Genomic DNA, 16898 nt, shown 5'->3' on the forward strand with positions numbered 1-16898 from the left:
GGGGATTGCAATCAGCGGAAGTATGAGCTATTCTAAGTACATAACGGAAAAGTTCTTTGAAAAAGGAGTGGTTTGAACTATGAAGTGTATGTACTGCAATAAAAAAATTCCCGAAGGGATAGAAAATGCTGTTATTGAAAAAATAGATGGGCTTACCTGTACTTTTTGTGGTGAAAAGTGTAAAGAGGATTGCGAAAATTTTCTAAGCTTTGCGAAGAAGTATGAAAAACTGTTTCTGGTATTGATATTTGTACCTATGATCCTTTGTACTTTTGCATCGTTTATTCTGGGGGAATGGGTCGTCTGCCTGATGATTGTAATTCTGGGGGCAGCCATAACCCTGTTTCCCTTCTGTACGCCTCAGACGATACAGCTGACAGGCGTAAAGAAGAGTATTCTTATAGGCAGGATTCTGGGCATTGTGCTGATTGGAATGGGGATCATATGGTGGATTAGATAATAAATTATGTAAATAAATAAAAGCGCTGTTTTTCCGAGGGAACAGCGCTTTGACAGACTGGAACAGGGTGTCATATTTCTAATTTATCTTGCTGCTTAAATCCTGATATCTGCCGTTGGTGCAATGGGGGGTACTTATCATACCCTGTGCCTACTTTTATTTTAATTCAATTAATTCATATTCTTTATTCCCAAGCCCAATCTTAACGGCATGCTCAATACCAACTTTCCAGTCAGTATCCGGGCTAACGGCATGAAAGTGGTCATGAGAGTGGTCTGTGCTTTTATCCAAAAGGCTTCCGGGAATTACAGGCTGTTTATTTACTGCATCTGCGCAGGCAACATCCAGTGCAACCGGATCAAAAGAAGCGAACATGCCCACGTCCGGAACGATTGGTATGTCATTTTCGCCGTGACAGTCACAATACGGTGAAACATCCATGACAAGACTGATGTGGAACTGCGGTCTTTTGCTTACCACTGCTTTACTGTATTCTGCGATTTTACGGTTTAAAATATCGTTGGATTCATCTGAGGCTGCTTTAACGGCATCCTGGGGACAGACACCGATACATCTGCCGCATCCTACACATTTATCATGGTTAATGGAAGCCTTTTTATCTGTGACAACGGCTGCATCGTGAGCACAGATCTTGCTGCACATGCCGCATCCGATACATTCATCTGTTTTAATAAATGGTTTGCCGGCACTGTGCATTTCCATTTTACCGGCACGGGATCCGCATCCCATCCCTATATTTTTCAAAGTTCCGCCGAAGCCGGTAGCTTCATGGCCTTTAAAATGTGTCAGTGTGATGAAAATATCCGCATCCATAATAGCATGCCCGATTTTTGCTTCCTTCACATATTCGCCGCCCTCTACAGGAACCAGGGTCTCGTCTGTTCCCTTTAATCCGTCACCGATTAAGATATGGCATCCGGTGGAAAAAGGAGAAAATCCGTTTTCATAAGCGCTCTGGATATGGTCCAGGGCATTTTTGCGTCCCCCCACATAAAGGGTATTGCAGTCTGTGAGAAACGGTTTACCACCCAGTTCCTTAATCACATCCACTACGGTCTTTGCGTAGTTTGGACGTAGATAAGCCAGATTCCCCGGCTCGCCGAAATGAATTTTAATTGCCGCATATTTTTTGTTAAAATCAATATCGCCAATGCCTGCCTTTTTAATCAGACGTGCAAGTTTTTGCTGTAGATTGTCATTGTTTCTGGTATGTAAGTTTGTAAAATATACCTTGGATTTTCCCATAGATTACCTCCTGATAACGTTATTGCTTCCAGATGCGCACCAGAATTATGATTTGCCAGGCGGGCACAGAAGCTGTGTTAAATAAATTATAATACTTAAAGCATACTTTAAGTCAAATGATTTTGTTCGCCGCCCGGGAAAATTTCTGTAAATTAAGTTATGATTCCTGTGTATTTTCTAAATCAAATCCAAAATACCGCACTGCATTATTATATGAAATCCCCTTAACGATTTCTCCTAATGCCTGATAATCTTCCGGATATTCTCCATTTTCTACCCAGCCTCCAATCAGATCACACAGGATGCGGCGGAAATATTCATGACGGGTGTAGGATAAAAAGCTGCGGGAATCCGTAAGCATCCCAATAAAGTTGCTTAACAATCCAAGATTTGCAAGGGAAATCATCTGGTCGGTCATGCCCTGTTTGTGATCATTGAACCACCATGCACTGCCATGCTGCATTTTCCCAATAGCACAAGAGTCCTGAAAGCATCCCAGGATAGCGTCAATATAGGCATTATCATTTGGATTCAGGGAGTACAGGATCGTTTTTGGAAGCTGGTCTGTGCAGATGAGGGCATTAAGGTAATCCGCAGCCAAAGCAGAAGGAGCATAGTTGTTAATGCAGTCATATCCGGTATCCGGTCCAAGCTTGCGAAAGCTTAAGGAGTTGTTATCTCTTTTGCATCCAAAATGCAATTGCATAGCCCACCCAAGGCGATGATATTCCCGTCCTGCAAAAAGCATAAATGCCGTTTTAAACTTTAATTCTTCCTCTCTTGTAACGGTATTTCCGGAAAGTCTCTTTTTCAGGATGGCTTCTATCTCGGATTCATCAGCCGGGCTGTAGTAAACAAATTCCAAAGCGTGGTCAGATACCAGACAGCCATTATTATGGAAGAAATCCATCCGGTTTCTGAGCGCATCCTTCAGGGAAGCAAAATCTTTAATTTGTGTGCCGCTTGCTGTTGCAAGTTTAGCAAGATATTCTGTAAAGTCTGCTTTTTCTATGTTCATAGCCTTATCCGGGCGCCATGCCGGAAGGACTGCAACATCAAAACTGCTGTCTTCTTTGATCATCTTATGCCATTCCAGCGTATCAATGGGATCATCCGTTGTACAGATCAGAGTTACATTCGACATTTTAATAATATTACGGACGGACATAGAAGGATCCTGTAATTTCTGATTGCAGAGATTCCAGACTTCTTCTGCCGTATCCCGGTTTAAGATGCCGGTATATCCAAAATAGCGCTGAAGTTCCAGATGACTCCAGTGGTAAAGAGGATTGCCAATTGCTTTTTCCAACGTTTCCGCCCACTTCTGGAATTTTTCCCGGGGAGATGCGTCGCCTGTTATGTAGTATTCATCAATTCCATTGGAACGCATTTGGCGCCACTTATAATGATCTCCGCCCAGCCATACTTCTGTTATGTTGGAAAATTGTTTATCTTCTGCTATTTCCCTGGGGTTAATGTGGCAATGATAATCCAGCACAGGACAAGTATCTGCATATTCATGAAAAAGTCTGCTGGCAGTGGGTGTTGAAAGTAAAAATTCTTTGTCCATAAATTGTTTCATAGTTAAAATCCTCCTTAAGGGTTTGAATTAAAAGTGATCATCTGTGGATTGCCGCAAAATGATTTCAGCGGTAATGACCGTTTTAGCAGGTACTTTCTTGCCATCTAAAACGCTCATTAAAACAGAGACCGCATGATTGCAAGAAAACTCCAGTTTATTGTCAATCGTAGTCAGTTCCGGATCACAGCAGATTCCAATTTTTGAATTGTTATATCCAATGATAGACAGATCCCGGGGAATGGAAAGTCCTGCAGCTTTAGCAAATTTCAGCACGCCGATAGCAAGTTCATCATCGGAGGTGATTACGGCGTTAAATGGAAAACAGTTTGCATAATGAGTGAGCAGCCGTTCTTTGATATCCTGTATGGAACCGTTAAAGCAGATCATTTGTGAATTTTCCACGTGTATGTTTCTTTTGCTATGTGCGCTTAGAAAACCCGCCAGCTTTCGACGTCCACTGTAAGATTGGGACCGGTAGAGAAAGAGCAGCTTATTCCTTCCGCTGACCAGGAACCTCTCTGTGGCACCCGCAACTGCTGCGGTATCGTCACAGAGGGAACTGTAAATTCCGGGAGCATCTAAATGTCCGTTTAGCAGAATAAGCGGGACTTTTCTGGCAGCAAAGCGGAGATATTCATTGTTTTTATCTGCCTGTTCTACAAAAGTAGAGCCTGCTAAAATAATGGCATCTACCCGCTTGGAAAGCAATATCTCAAGATATTTCTTTTTCTGATCCAGGTCATATCCGGTGCAGCACAGCAGTGCATCATAGCCGAAACGCCGAAGTTCCTGTTCCAGATAATAAACGGCACTTGCAAGATAGGCATCAGAAGAATCTGCACAGAGAATACCAATAGTTTTCATGGTATTGAGACCCAGCCCCCTTGCAAAGGCATTTGGACTGTAACTTTCCTCTTCCATTACTCTTAAGACTTTTTGACGGGTATTTGCACTGACTTTCTCGTTTCCATTTAACACGCGGGATACGGTAGCAATGGATACACCGGCTTTTTTTGAAATATCATAGATGTTCATCTGGGCTACCTCGATTTCCTGAGAATAATGTAAATGCTTACAAAATGGAATTAAAGTCATTATAATAGTTTAATACTATAAAATCAAGATATATTTTAAAAAATAAAAAATGTTGTTGACACAAAAGTTTATTTGATGTAAGTTAAATGTAAGTACTTACATCATTAAGACATGGAATTAGGATGAAGAATAAGAAAAGTCAGAAACAGTGAAGGAAAGGAAGGTATTATGCAGGATTATATCAGAATTCATCAGAGTGACACGGTAGCTGTTGCATTAAAACCCCTCAAGAAAGGGATGGCTTGCATCATAGATGGGGTAGAAGTGATTCTAAATGAGGATATCATGCAAGGTCATAAATTTGCACTGAAACAGATGAGCAAAGGTAGCAGGGTGATAAAGTATGGAAGTCCAATTGGTATAGCAAAGGATGCAATTGAAGCGGGCGCATGGGTACATACTCATAACATTCAGACCGGGCTGGGTGAACTGCTGGAATATACCTATGAAAAAGTACCAACAGATATGCCGGTCGGAACAGGTGCCAGTTTTGAGGGGTATAGGCGTAAAAACGGAAAAGTTGGAATCAGAAATGAAATCTGGATTATCCCAACGGTAGGCTGTGTAAATAATGTGGCGAATGCAATTGAACAAAAAGCCCAGAAATATGTACAGGGAACCATTGATGCGGTTGCTGCTTTTCCGCACCCTTACGGCTGTTCCCAAATGGGAGAAGATCAGGAAAACACCAGAAAAATTCTGGCTGATCTGGTTAATCATCCAAATGCAGGAGGGGTCCTGGTTCTTGGACTTGGATGCGAAAATTCCAATATTGATGAACTGAAGAAATATATTGGAGAGTTTGATAAGGACAGAGTGCGGTTTCTGGTGGCTCAGGACTGTGAAGATGAAATCCAGGAGTCGCTGTCATTAATAGAAGAAATAGCAGAATATGCCGGACGTGACAGCAGAGAAAAAATAGATGCCGGGGAACTGGTCATAGGTATGAAATGCGGTGGTTCGGATGGCTTGTCCGGAATTACAGCAAACCCGGTAGTTGGGGCTTTTTCCGATATGCTGATTGCAAAAGGAGGAACCACGATCTTAACAGAGGTGCCGGAGATGTTCGGTGCGGAAACACTTCTGATGAACCGCTGTAAGAATCAGCAGTTATTTCATCAGACAGTAGATCTGATCAATGACTTTAAGAATTATTTCACCAGCCACAATCAGACAATTTATGAAAATCCTTCTCCAGGAAATAAAAAAGGAGGAATTTCCACTTTAGAAGATAAATCCCTGGGCTGTACACAAAAGAGTGGAAAAGCAGCGGTTACGGGAGTTCTGGCATATGGTGAGACAGTGGAAGAAAAAGGGCTGAACCTGCTCAGTGCTCCGGGAAATGATCTGGTAGCGTCTACGGCACTGGCGGCAGGCGGCGCGCACATTGTTCTGTTTACTACCGGTAGAGGAACTCCGTTTGCATCGCCGGTACCGACGGTAAAAATATCGAGCAACACAGATCTGAGTACCAGAAAGGACAACTGGATCGACTTTAACTGCGGCAAATTGGCAGAAGGGAAGACATTGGATGAAATGGCTGAAGAATTATTCTGCTATGTATTGGATGTAGCTTCCGGAAAACAGGTAAAGTCGGAAAAAGCAGGATTTCACGATATGGCAATATTTAAACAGGGTGTTACCCTGTAATGATAAGCAGGATGAACCGGCAGTACAGATACAACGTAAGCAAAATTGATGTGTATTCAATTATAAATAGCATGTTTATTAAATTATAATTAGGAAGGGTTGGATATAAAATATGAAAAAATTAAGCTATGAGGTACTAAAAGAACAGGGGTATGAGGGGTATCTGCTGGAGCAGGCGCCGGAAAGAGTTTTACAATTTGGCGAAGGCAATTTTATGCGTGCTTTTGTGGATTACTGGATTGATATGATGAATGAAAAAGCAGGGTTTCAGTCAAAAGTAGTACTTTGCCAACCAATTTCATCTCCATGGCTTTCGGAAAGAATAAATGAGCAGGAAGGATTATACACCCTGTTTCTGCGTGGATTTGAAAATGGTCAGAAAGTAAATGATAAAAGAGTGATTTCCTGTGTCAGCAGATGTCTGAATTCCTATGAAGAGTTTGATGCGGTACTGGAATGTGCCAAGAATCCTGATCTGCGCTTTATCACATGCAATACTACAGAAGCAGGGATCGTCTATGATCCGGCCTGCCGGTTTACCGACAGTCCCGCATCCAGCTATCCGGGAAAGCTAACACAGTTCTTATACCAGCGTTTTCTGAATTACGGGACGGAAAAAGGAAAAGGTTTCATCATCTTATCTTGTGAATTGATTGATAATAACGGAAAAGAACTGGAGAAGTGCGTCCTTCAGTATGCAGACCAGTGGAATCTTGGGGAAACATTTACCCAGTGGATCAAGTCTGAAAACATATTCTGTTCCACATTGGTAGACCGTATCGTAACTGGTTATCCCAAAAATGAAGCACAGGCGCTGTGTGAAGAAATGGGCTATGAAGATAACTTAATCGACACGGGAGAAGTATTTGGTTTCTGGGTCATTGAAGGGCCACAGAGCCTGAAAGAAGAACTCCCGTTTGAAAAGGCAGGGCTTCCCGTCATTATCTGCGATGACCATAAACCATACAAACAGCGTAAAGTGCGTATCTTAAACGGTGCTCATACTTCAATGGTTCTGGGGGCATACCTGGCAGGACAGAATATTGTACGGGATTGTATGAATGACCAGACCATTTGTAAATTTATGAATCAGACTATTTATGATGAAATTATACCAACGTTATCACTTCCACAAAAAGAACTGGAAGAATTTGCAGCAGCTGTAACAGAAAGATTTAATAATCCTTTTGTGGACCATGCACTTCTGGATATATCCCTGAACTCTACATCCAAGTGGAAGGCCAGAGTCATGCCATCCCTGAAAGGATATGTAGAAAAGTTCGGGAAGCTGCCTGTATGCATTACAGCATCCTTCGCATTTTACATCGCGTTCTATCGTGGCAGTCATCTGACCGAAAATGGTTTGCAAGCAGTCAGAGGAGAAGACAGATATCTGATCCGGGATGACAGGGAAGTACTGGAGTTCTTTTATGAACATCGTAACGACAACGCAAAAATGCTGGCAAATGCAGTTTGCAGAAATACGAAATTCTGGGGTGAAGATCTGACGGATATCAAAGGGTTTGAAGATGCCGTGGCAGGATATTTGGACAAAATTCTGCGAAATGGAAGCTATGAAGTGATGAAAGAGTGTATATAAGTAAATGACACCATGTCTTGGAATTACGGATAACCTGTGATACAGTAGTAATATCATTGACCTATTGGAATCGTCACAGGAGGTATTCATGGACAGAAAAAAATTGATCGAGCAAAGTTTTACTGCAATTGACCAGCCCGAAATGGAACGGATCGGCCATGTTTATAACCCGGGAGTACTCTATAACAGCCTGGGAATCACGAGAGAGACACTTCGGTATTATGAAAAACAGGGGCTGATCTGTCCTAATAAAGACAGAAAAAGCAGTTATCGGGAATTTACGATCCTGGATATTTTCCGCTTGATGGCTATTGATTATTACAAGAAACATGGCTTTGCCATCGGAGAGATTAAGGAACTGATTAATCAGGATGATATTTCACAGGTTCATGAGATTTTTTCCAGGAAGCAATGTCAGCTAAAAGAAGAGATAGAGCGCTTGAAGTTAATGGAAGAACGGTTGGCACAGGATCAGTTGTTTATAAAGAATTTATCCGGACATCTTCATCAATACGGCATTTGTGAACTGCCTTTATACGAAATTGTGGATTCGATTGATTACATGTCTGCATTTTCCGATTATACGGAGCATGTAGTTCCAAATATTGATTTAAAAAGAGAAGATATTATCAGCAATATGATCAGGGAAGTTACTTTTGATGAAAATGGATACAAAGAATCCAAAATGAGGATTATAAAACCGGCAGAGGGGAAAAAGGACCCTGAGAAACAATACCTGATATCCGGAAAGAGCATTTATACAGTGGTAGAATCAGGTATGGATGATTATGATACCATGGGAAGAATGTATCATTTGGTTAATGGATGGGCTTGTGAGAATCAACTGGAGATGAAAGGGGTTGTATATATCAGGACGAGAATCTGTGTTGTGGGAAGTCTGAATCCCAGAAATTATTGTGAGTGCTGGATTCCGATAAATTCATAAAACATAAATTCATAAAACCATAAATTAATACAATTATAAATTTATAAAGTATTGACCTGGTGGTAACCACCAGCATTATAGTAACTGTATCATTAAGATTGGAAAGCTCAGATGAGCTCAGGTGAAAATATAATGAAAACAGTTATAATTAAAGATTGCCAGGAGTGGGATGATTTCCACACACCGGCAAAGGGAAAGGAATCAGATACCTATATACTGGATCTTAACAGGGTTATGATCAGGGATTGCCTTGGCTGCTGGGCCTGCTGGCTGAAAACCCCGGGAAGATGTGTACAAAAGGATCTGGATGATTTTTATCATGCTTTTTTTAGAGCAGACCGGGCAGTTTTTTTGTTAAAAGAGTCCTGCGGTTTTGCCAGCGGCAATTTGAAAACGCTGCTGGACCGTATGATAGTTTCCGTTCTTCCTTATATTGAATATACTTCCGGCGAAGCAATGCATGTTGCCAGATATGATAAAACGCCTGTAATAGAAATCTATTATCAGGATACGTTTACATCAATTGAGGATCGGAAGCTGTTCATTGAATATTTCAAAAGAGTCTGCGTCCAATTTCACTGGAAAATTAAATGTATTGGCATGATTTCCGAATATAAGGAGGGCAGATAAGATGAAACTTCTCATTATAAATGGTTCTCCTCATGGAGAAAAAGGAAATACAGGAATATTTATAACGCAGTTCGTAAAGGGCATGAAAGAAATACCCATGGTGAGCTGTATACAAAAAGAAAATCCGGAAGTAATTGCAGAGAAAATAAAAAAATTTGACACAGTCTTGATTGTAATGCCCCTTTATGTACATGCAATGCCGGGACCGGTAATGAAACTATTTGAGAAACTAAATGTACAGAATACAGAGAATAAATCTCTGGGATGCATCGTACAAATGGGATTTGCAGGTTCAGCCCATGCTGATTATGCCAGACGCTGTATGAAACAACAGGCGAAAAGGCTGCATATGAAATATCTTGGAACTGCAGCCAGATGTGGTGCGGCAGGTACGTCCATGGTGCCTGATTTTATGAATCGCAAATTATTTAAGAATCTGGAAAAGCTGGGAAGTTATTTCCAGGAGACAGGAACATTACACAAAGAAACAGTACAAAGATTGGAAAAACCCTATAAGCTTACGAAATCTCAATGCAGATTTTATCAGTTTCTTTGTAAAACCGGAGTAGATCATATCATGTGGAATAAGATGCTTCGGGAAAATAATGCGTATGAAAACAGATTAGATCAACCCTTTGCTTAAGCATATTCCCTATAGCGCTTTTTCAAATACAGGAGTATAATAAGTATTTGAAGTGGAGTGATTATAATGTTTTCAGCAATGAAAAATAATATTTTTTTGTTTAAGAAAAAATGGGATACAGCTCTGCCTGTTATCTTATTTTTTTTATTTCTTTTTTATTCCGTTATCTTTTTATTTGGAACGAGATATTCCATCATTGTGTCTTTTCTGACTACTGCGTTTCAGATCCGGCGGCAAAAGAATTTTTCAATAAGGGGCGTATGCGGGCTTGTTTTGGAGATGTTTCTTCTGTGTATCCTGGCATTTTTTGCGACCTTAAATATACCCCTGTGTATCATATTGAATTTTGTAGTACCCTTTCTTCTCGTTTATCTCCAGACGACACAGTTTAACCAGAAGGGATATTTTACATATGCCATGGCATTTGTATTTTTACAGCTGGCACCGGTAGGCTGGGACGGGATCCTGCCATTACTTGGAGTAATGCTTTACTCATTGACCGTTTTAAGCGGTGCACTGGCTCTCTATTCTTTGCTTCACCGAAGGCCGCAGGATTACCGGGCAGCGAGAAAGGGTATGGACCTGCTGGCATGTCAGTTTCGATTGATAACCAAAGGAAGCCAGGATGAACATATGCAGAAGGAAATATTGGATATTCAGAGTTCTTTGCATAAGCTCGCATACGATGGGCGGCAATTGGCATTTGAGATGCAGGGGGAGAGCAAACTGCATTATATGTTTGCCCTTTTATTCCAGAGGTCGGCGTATTTTATTTCAAATTATGAAGAGGAATGCGGGAAACACCGGGAAGAGTATGATGGAATCCTCTGCCGGCTGGCAGATTACCTTGATAAGGTTCAGAACTCTTTTAACAAAGAGGATAATGAAACACTGATTCAGGAGGCCAGCAACCTGTTAAATGAGGTTGGTGAGAATCAGACAGATGGTTTTTTCTATATTTTTTTTCGGAACTTTTTACACTTGCTGGTGCTCATTCTGGATGGTGCAGCCAGAAATGAAAAGCCTTCTTTTCGAAAATCCTGGAAGCTTCCAAAAGATTTTTATATTTTTCAGAAACACAGGCAGAAAATGCGTCTGGATGCTTTTGAGGTAAGATTTGCATTGCGGTTGTCTATTGTAATCATGGTTAGTTTCTTAATCAGTCAGCTGACGAATATTAATCATGCCTACTGGATTCCGCTTAATGCTTTTTTAATGATACAGCCAATGTATGAAGATAGTGCCTATCGGGTTAAGAACCGATTGATTGGCACATTCCTGGGTTGTATTCTTGTGTTTTTTACCGTATCTTATTTTTCGGGTATCGTATGGCATTTTATATTTGCAACACTGATGGTAACACTGATGTACTGTACTACTCCGGGAACCCGTATACAGGCTGTGTTCTCTACCAGTTTTGCACTTTTTATGGCTTCGATTACGATGAACGGGGCTACCGCAGTGGAACTGCGTATCGCCTATCTGATATTGGCAGTGTTCATTGTACTGCTGGTCAACCGTTTCTTATTTCCAACCAGTTTAAAAGGACAATTCAGAGGGAATGTCCGGGAACTTTTCCGGATTCAGAATTCCTATCTGTCAATTCTGGATATCAGTACACAGCGTGTAATAGATTATGGGGTAACCAGCGAAGCCCTGACCCATTTTTACCTGGTTGCGGATCAGGTGAAACAGTATCTGGCGAAACCGGTGGAAGAAGTAAATGTGGATTTCTATCGTAAAATGCTGGACATAATGTGGAAAATGTCTGCGGAAGCGGAACAGATGATTTTCATAGTACAGTCAGGGGAAATCGATGAACCAAAGAGAGTGATTTTGCATCAGTATATAAAGCAGCTCCAGATAACTTTTCGGAATATACAGCGTGTTTATTGGCATGGCCAGGGAAAAAGTTTATCTTCAGCAGAAGAGATACCCGACTTTCCGCTGGATGAGGCATATCTGACGCATTTAATGATGAAATATGTAGAAAATGCAAAGAGATTGATTCAGCTGGAAGATGCCAATCCCGATGCTGTGAGGTATTGTGTACATGGAAAATAGGTGTCATTTGTTTTTAACAGGAGATATTCAGGTAGGGAAAACGACGATTATCAGGCGTGCGTTGGAAGAATCAGGAGTGGCATATGGTGGATTCATCACTTGTTTTGGTGACAACCGGGAAGATCAGAACCGGTCACTGTATATGGTTCCGGCATCCGGGCCGCAGGTATGGAAAGAAGAAAATGTGATTGTACAGTTTCAGGATGGGATCCCCCGGATAAGAACCAGGGTGATTGAACGGCTGGGTATAGAAATTCTGGGAAGCGTCAGGCCAGATGCAGATTGTATTATAATGGATGAGTGCGGACGTTTCGAGGGCATGGCAGAGAAGTTCAAAGAGAAAATACTGGAGATACTGAATTTACAGACACCGGTTACCGGTGTAGTGAGAAAAGGATTTGAAGGTACTTGGCTGGATCAGATTAAACAGCATAAAAAGGTGGTTCTTTTAGAAGTAACCAAAGACAACCGGGAGGAAATTTTCCTAAAAATGAAAGATTTTCTGTTGCAGTGCAGGGATAATCGTATATAATGAGATTATTGCATACTTGATTTATTGTATAGAAAAGGAGGGTATTATTATGCCATATATAAAAACAAGAGTATCCGTTTCCATGACAGAGGCGCAGTCGGAGACATTAAAAAGTAAGTTTGGTAAAATTATTGAAATCATTCCGGGAAAGACGGAAAGCTGGCTGATGGTTGATCTGGAGGATAATTGCCAGATGTATTTTAAAGGAAATCAGGAGGCAGCCACAGCTTATGTAAAGGTGGAAGTTTTTGGACAGGTGGAGAGAGATTACTGTGAGAAAATGACAGAGGCTATTTGTAATTTGCTGTCAGAGGAATTGCAGATTCCGGCAGAAAGAACTTATATAACTTATGAAGGAATTAAGGACTGGGGCTGGAATGGTATTAATTTTTAAGCTGCAGGGCAGCAGACAGGAGTTATTATGAAGAACATAATTTTGGCATCTGCTTCTCCCAGACGGAAGGAACTGCTGGCTCAGGCCGGGTATCAGTTTACGGTTATTACAAGTGATACGGATGAGATTACAGATAAATCCATGCCGGATGAAATTGTTGAGGAACTCTCCGCAATGAAAGCAGAAGCAGTGGCAGCACAGATAGAAGAAGACACAGTCATCATTGGTGCAGATACCATAGTGGCTGTTAGTGGCAGAATTCTGGGAAAGCCGCAAGATGTAACAGCGGCAGAGGAAATGCTTAAGACTCTGCAGGGAAATACCCATCAGGTATATACCGGCGTTACCCTGATTGAAATACAGTCCGGGACAAGAAAGGTTACAACGTTTTCAGAAAGAACCGATGTAATTATGTACCCAATGACAGATGAGGAAATCAAAGCTTATATTGCAACCGGAGAACCAATGGATAAAGCGGGCGCTTATGGTATTCAGGGCCGGGCGGCAATCTATATTAAAAAAATTGACGGAGATTATAACAACGTTGTGGGACTTCCTATAGCGCGACTTTATCAGGAATTGAAAAGTAAATAACCAGGTAAGGAATCCCCGGGTATAAAATAGCAGGCAGGAAATGTCCGGGAATTTAACCACCCATGATATAGCAGTGAAAGGGAGGATGGAAGATGAATTATACGACGGAGCAGTTGTCCAACAGGATAACGGTACAGGAATATCTGAGGGATTATGTGGACATTGAAAAGTTTTTAGAATGCTGCAAGGCCTGTCCGGACTACGGGAAAAAGTGGTCATGTCCCCCATACGACTTTGATGTGAAAGATTACTGGAATAAATTTAATTATCTATATGTAATTGGTACCAGAATCATCATACCGGAAGAGGAGACAAAGTGTTCCCATACCCAGGAAACATTAAAAGGGTTCCTAAAGAATGAATTGAGCAGCGAAAAAAAGAAACTGTCAATAATGATGCACAGCCTGGAAGATAAATACCCGGGAAGTAAAAGTCTTTCAGCAGGGAACTGTGATTACTGCAAAGAATGCCTCCGCTTAAAAGGGGAACCTTGCTGTAAGCCCGGTCAAATGCGCTATTCTATAGAATCTCTGGGAGGGGATGTGGGTAAGACAACAAAAGATTTGCTGGGGCTGGAATTGAAATGGATGACAGAAGGCAGAATGCCGGAGCATTTTATTTTGGTAAATGGTCTGCTTACTACTGAAGACCTTGGTGAAAAGATAAATGTTTCCTAGATAAAATGGCGAAAAACTGCTGCTTACGCGGTAGTTTTTTTATGGGAAGGGAGTTTGAAAATTGAAAAGTGCAATAAAATCCAGTAAACAAGATATGACAGAGGGAAAAATTATAAAAGGAATTCTTCTGTTTTCCATTCCGCTTCTAATTGGGAATCTGTTTCAGCAGTTATATAATACAGTGGATTCTATCATCGCGGGGAATTTCATTGGGAAAGAAGCGCTTGCAGCAGTTGGTTCCAGCAATTCTTTAATCAATTTAATTGTGGGATTATTTATGGGAATCGCAACGGGTGCCGGAGTAGTAATCTCCCAGTACTATGGGGCAAGGGCGGAAAAGGGAATGCAGGAGGCCGTACATACTTCTATTACCATCAGTATCATTGGCGGAATCGTTCTGACCGGAGTGGGAGTCGTTTTATCCCCTCAGATATTAGTTGCTATGGGAACCCCGCAGGAGGTCATGGACAAATCAATCACATATCTGCGCATTTTCTTCTGTGGTTCCGTATTTAACATACTTTACAATATGGGGGCGGGTATTTTAAGAGGTGTGGGGGATTCAAAACGTCCCTTATATTATTTGTGTGTTTCATCGGTAGTCAATATTATCCTGGATATTATTTTTGTAGTGGTATTTCATATGGGAGTTGCAGGAACTGCTTGGGCAACTGTTATATCCCAGGTTGTATCTGCATTTATGGTTGTTCGTGCTTTAATGCGGGATGATGATATCTACCGCCTGCATCTGAAGAAACTTGGTATCAGCAGAATCATGCTGAAACGCGTGTTAATGATGGGAATTCCTAGTGGTATACAAAATGCCATTATATCTTTCTCCAATGTAGTTGTTCAGGCGAATATTAACAGCTTCGGAGCAGATGCAATGGCAGGCTGCAGTTCTTATATGAAAATAGATGGTTTTGTAATACTTCCAATCATGAGCTTTGGAATGGCGGCAATGACCTTTACCGGGCAGAATGTAGGCGCCGGTAAACGGGAACGTGTGAAAAAAGGTGCAGCAAATACGCTGATGATCGGTCTCACATACACCGTGGCTGTCACAATACTGCTGTTGTTATTCGGGCAAATTCCCCTTCGGGTATTTTCATCAGATGTAGCGGTAAACCAGAATGGTTACCTGATGCTGCGGACGGTGGCACCTTTTTACGTAACACTGACCGTAGCACAGGTAATGACAGGCGTGTTTCGGGGAGCAGGCAAAGCAGTAACATCTATGCTTCTGATGGTAGGAAGTATGGTAGGAATCAGGATGTTGTGGGTAAATATCATGGTTTTATTTTATCCGGATCTGGAAACAGTACTCTGGGGATATCCGGTTTCCTGGGTCTTTGCCATGCTCGGAGTAATCTTGTACGCCTGGAAGGGAAAATGGCTTCCGGAACAGGGTGTTTCGAATACGCTCTAGCGATCCATTTCCGTCTGGATGGAGGAATGATGTCCCTGAATAATTCGTTCTATCTCAGCCAGGTCAGAAGATGGAAGATCGCCTGGAATCGTATTTTTGGTGGAGCTGGTAGCATTTCCGTATTCAAGAGCAGCCCGGCAGTCGAAGCTGTGGGCTAAAAGTCCATAAAGTACACCGGAGATATACGCATCGCCACTGCCAATTCTGTCTACAACCTCAATGTTTTCATAAGGTTTTTCTTCGTAATATGCATCCTCCTTAGCGTTATAGATCACAGACCCAAAAGTGTGAATTTTCGGACTGTGTACAATACGCTGGGTAGATGCGACGATGGAAATTGGATAGTCCCTGGTAAAGGATTTCATAATATCCCTGATGGAACCTTCTTTTAAAAATGTAAGCTTGGCAGTATCCTCCGAACAAAAGAATATATCAACGTATGGCAGGATCTGTTCTATACAGTCTCTGGCCTGGGAACCACTCCACAGGTTGGCACGGAAATTCACATCAAAAGAGATCAGAGAGCCGGCTGCTTTGAACCGCTTCATCATTTCAATGGCAGTACGGCAGGTACCTTCGCTAAGTGCCAGAGTGATCCCGCTGGTGTGAAAGCAACGGGTGGACTGATATAAAGAATCCGGATAATCATCAATGGAAATTTTATTTATAGAGGTGTTCATCCTGTCGTAAACAATACCGGGCTTGCGTGGGTATGCTCCGTATTCATAATAATAAATACCAAGTCTGGCATCTCTGCTTTCGTCATAAGTCAGATAATCATCACTGACTCCGCAGAAACGCACGTGATTCTTAGCAAAGGAACCAATGGTGTTTGAGGGGAGCTTTGATATAATTCCTGTTCGAAGCCCCAGAAGAGATGCCCCTGAAACCACATTTAATTCTGCGCCTCCCATTTGTTTTAAAAACGTATCACCTCTGGAAAGGCGTTCATTTCCAAGCGGCGAAAGTCTCAGCAGCAGCTCACCCAGTGCCAGTAAATCAAAATCTTTTTTTACTTCAGAAAAATTCTCACATAACATCTTGTAATCCCCCTTGCTAAATTTATCATATATTTTCTATTTAAACTTCAATGTTTCATAATGTAAAACATAGTTTTACAAAATAAAACCGTTAAAATAATTTTAGCCAGAATCACTTGAAATGTCAATAGGTAAATAACTTTTATATTGCGAACCCATATCATTAATGTTAAAATATATTAGAGCGTGTTTTAAAATTGATTTTATCAAGAGGTACGATCCGTTTTTTAGGGAGTGCTTATTGATGAAATGAATTTTAAGACACGCTCAAGTAGTCCATAAAGTCTGAATCTTGA

Annotated in this window: 16 protein-coding genes; 12 read left to right on the top strand and 4 right to left on the bottom strand. The window is 41.4% G+C overall.

Annotated features, from left to right (window positions below):
• Positions 1-79: 79 nt before the first annotated feature.
• Positions 80-460 (top strand): hypothetical protein, encoded by a 381-nt coding sequence (locus CD03_RS36485; RefSeq protein WP_052377965.1) that lies wholly within the window; start codon positions 80-82, stop codon positions 458-460.
• Positions 461-616: 156 nt separating this feature from the next.
• Here the strand turns inward: CD03_RS36485 and CD03_RS0124695 are convergent, their stop codons facing one another.
• The 3 genes from CD03_RS0124695 to CD03_RS0124705 form a co-directional block, all read right to left on the bottom strand.
• On the bottom strand, positions 617-1726 hold the full coding sequence (locus CD03_RS0124695; protein ID WP_027295896.1) for a DUF362 domain-containing protein: 1110 nt from the start codon (positions 1724-1726) through the stop codon (positions 617-619).
• Positions 1727-1883: 157 nt separating this feature from the next.
• On the bottom strand, positions 1884-3308 hold the full coding sequence (uxaC, locus tag CD03_RS0124700; RefSeq protein WP_027295897.1) for a glucuronate isomerase: 1425 nt from the start codon (positions 3306-3308) through the stop codon (positions 1884-1886).
• A gap of 27 nt (positions 3309-3335) precedes the next feature.
• Positions 3336-4343: a LacI family DNA-binding transcriptional regulator gene (locus CD03_RS0124705; RefSeq protein ID WP_027295898.1), complete on the bottom strand. Its 1008-nt coding sequence runs from the start codon at positions 4341-4343 to the stop codon at positions 3336-3338.
• 228 nt (positions 4344-4571) lie between these two features.
• On the opposite strand from CD03_RS0124705, the gene CD03_RS0124710 reads away from it, so the two are divergent.
• The 11 genes from CD03_RS0124710 (at position 4572) to CD03_RS0124760 (ending at position 15562) form a co-directional block, all read left to right on the top strand.
• Positions 4572-6053, top strand: coding sequence for a UxaA family hydrolase (locus CD03_RS0124710; protein WP_027295899.1), 1482 nt, complete (start codon positions 4572-4574; stop codon positions 6051-6053).
• Between the two features lie 112 nt (positions 6054-6165).
• A complete protein-coding gene (locus CD03_RS0124715; protein ID WP_027295900.1) occupies positions 6166-7653 on the top strand; it encodes a tagaturonate reductase in 1488 nt (495 codons plus the stop codon).
• 88 nt (positions 7654-7741) lie between these two features.
• Positions 7742-8599, top strand: a complete 858-nt coding sequence (locus CD03_RS34750) for a helix-turn-helix domain-containing protein (RefSeq protein WP_052377966.1) — start codon at positions 7742-7744, stop codon at positions 8597-8599.
• 132 nt (positions 8600-8731) lie between these two features.
• Positions 8732-9229 carry a hypothetical protein gene (locus CD03_RS0124725; RefSeq protein WP_027295901.1) on the top strand — a complete coding sequence of 166 codons (498 nt, stop codon included), beginning with the start codon at positions 8732-8734 and terminating at the stop codon, positions 9227-9229.
• Position 9230: 1 nt separating this feature from the next.
• Complete coding sequence (locus tag CD03_RS0124730; RefSeq protein WP_027295902.1) at positions 9231-9872, top strand: NAD(P)H-dependent oxidoreductase; 642 nt, start codon at positions 9231-9233, stop codon at positions 9870-9872.
• A 66-nt stretch (positions 9873-9938) separates the two neighbouring features.
• Entirely contained in the window at positions 9939-11936 is a 1998-nt protein-coding gene (locus CD03_RS34755) for an FUSC family protein (RefSeq protein WP_052377967.1), read from the top strand.
• Positions 11926-12468 carry a nucleoside-triphosphatase gene (locus CD03_RS0124740; RefSeq protein ID WP_044289640.1) on the top strand — a complete coding sequence of 181 codons (543 nt, stop codon included), beginning with the start codon at positions 11926-11928 and terminating at the stop codon, positions 12466-12468. The genes CD03_RS34755 and CD03_RS0124740 overlap by 11 nt, the downstream gene beginning before the upstream one ends.
• Before the next feature lie 49 nt (positions 12469-12517).
• Entirely contained in the window at positions 12518-12862 is a 345-nt protein-coding gene (locus CD03_RS0124745) for a phenylpyruvate tautomerase MIF-related protein (RefSeq protein WP_027295904.1), read from the top strand.
• Positions 12863-12889: 27 nt separating this feature from the next.
• The gene (locus CD03_RS0124750) at positions 12890-13456 is read left to right on the top strand and encodes a Maf family protein (RefSeq protein WP_027295905.1); all 567 of its coding nucleotides are present in this window, start codon (positions 12890-12892) and stop codon (positions 13454-13456) included.
• A gap of 92 nt (positions 13457-13548) precedes the next feature.
• Positions 13549-14133 carry a DUF2284 domain-containing protein gene (locus tag CD03_RS34760; protein ID WP_044289641.1) on the top strand — a complete coding sequence of 195 codons (585 nt, stop codon included), beginning with the start codon at positions 13549-13551 and terminating at the stop codon, positions 14131-14133.
• Between the two features lie 61 nt (positions 14134-14194).
• Positions 14195-15562 carry an MATE family efflux transporter gene (locus CD03_RS0124760; RefSeq protein WP_330373638.1) on the top strand — a complete coding sequence of 456 codons (1368 nt, stop codon included), beginning with the start codon at positions 14195-14197 and terminating at the stop codon, positions 15560-15562.
• Here CD03_RS0124760 and CD03_RS0124765 read toward each other — a convergent pair.
• Positions 15559-16602: a sugar kinase gene (locus CD03_RS0124765; RefSeq protein WP_027295907.1), complete on the bottom strand. Its 1044-nt coding sequence runs from the start codon at positions 16600-16602 to the stop codon at positions 15559-15561. The genes CD03_RS0124760 and CD03_RS0124765 overlap by 4 nt on opposite strands.
• Positions 16603-16898: the final 296 nt, after the last annotated feature.

The organism is Robinsoniella sp. KNHs210, from assembly GCF_000686105.1.
In the GTDB taxonomy this organism is placed as follows: Bacteria; Bacillota; Clostridia; order Lachnospirales; family Lachnospiraceae; genus Robinsoniella; species Robinsoniella peoriensis.

Coding starts and splice junctions, on each gene's coding strand:
- uxaC (WP_027295897.1), bottom strand. CDS start 3,308: ATGAAACAATTTATGGACAAAGAATTTTTACTTTCAACACCCACTGCC.
- CD03_RS0124715 (WP_027295900.1), top strand. CDS start 6,166: ATGAAAAAATTAAGCTATGAGGTACTAAAAGAACAGGGGTATGAGGGG.
- CD03_RS0124705 (WP_027295898.1), bottom strand. CDS start 4,343: ATGAACATCTATGATATTTCAAAAAAAGCCGGTGTATCCATTGCTACC.
- CD03_RS34760 (WP_044289641.1), top strand. CDS start 13,549: ATGAATTATACGACGGAGCAGTTGTCCAACAGGATAACGGTACAGGAA.
- CD03_RS0124750 (WP_027295905.1), top strand. CDS start 12,890: ATGAAGAACATAATTTTGGCATCTGCTTCTCCCAGACGGAAGGAACTG.
- CD03_RS0124745 (WP_027295904.1), top strand. CDS start 12,518: ATGCCATATATAAAAACAAGAGTATCCGTTTCCATGACAGAGGCGCAG.
- CD03_RS0124695 (WP_027295896.1), bottom strand. CDS start 1,726: ATGGGAAAATCCAAGGTATATTTTACAAACTTACATACCAGAAACAAT.
- CD03_RS36485 (WP_052377965.1), top strand. CDS start 80: ATGAAGTGTATGTACTGCAATAAAAAAATTCCCGAAGGGATAGAAAAT.
- CD03_RS0124710 (WP_027295899.1), top strand. CDS start 4,572: ATGCAGGATTATATCAGAATTCATCAGAGTGACACGGTAGCTGTTGCA.
- CD03_RS0124730 (WP_027295902.1), top strand. CDS start 9,231: ATGAAACTTCTCATTATAAATGGTTCTCCTCATGGAGAAAAAGGAAAT.
- CD03_RS0124740 (WP_044289640.1), top strand. CDS start 11,926: ATGGAAAATAGGTGTCATTTGTTTTTAACAGGAGATATTCAGGTAGGG.
- CD03_RS34755 (WP_052377967.1), top strand. CDS start 9,939: ATGTTTTCAGCAATGAAAAATAATATTTTTTTGTTTAAGAAAAAATGG.
- CD03_RS34750 (WP_052377966.1), top strand. CDS start 7,742: ATGGACAGAAAAAAATTGATCGAGCAAAGTTTTACTGCAATTGACCAG.
- CD03_RS0124765 (WP_027295907.1), bottom strand. CDS start 16,602: ATGTTATGTGAGAATTTTTCTGAAGTAAAAAAAGATTTTGATTTACTG.
- CD03_RS0124725 (WP_027295901.1), top strand. CDS start 8,732: ATGAAAACAGTTATAATTAAAGATTGCCAGGAGTGGGATGATTTCCAC.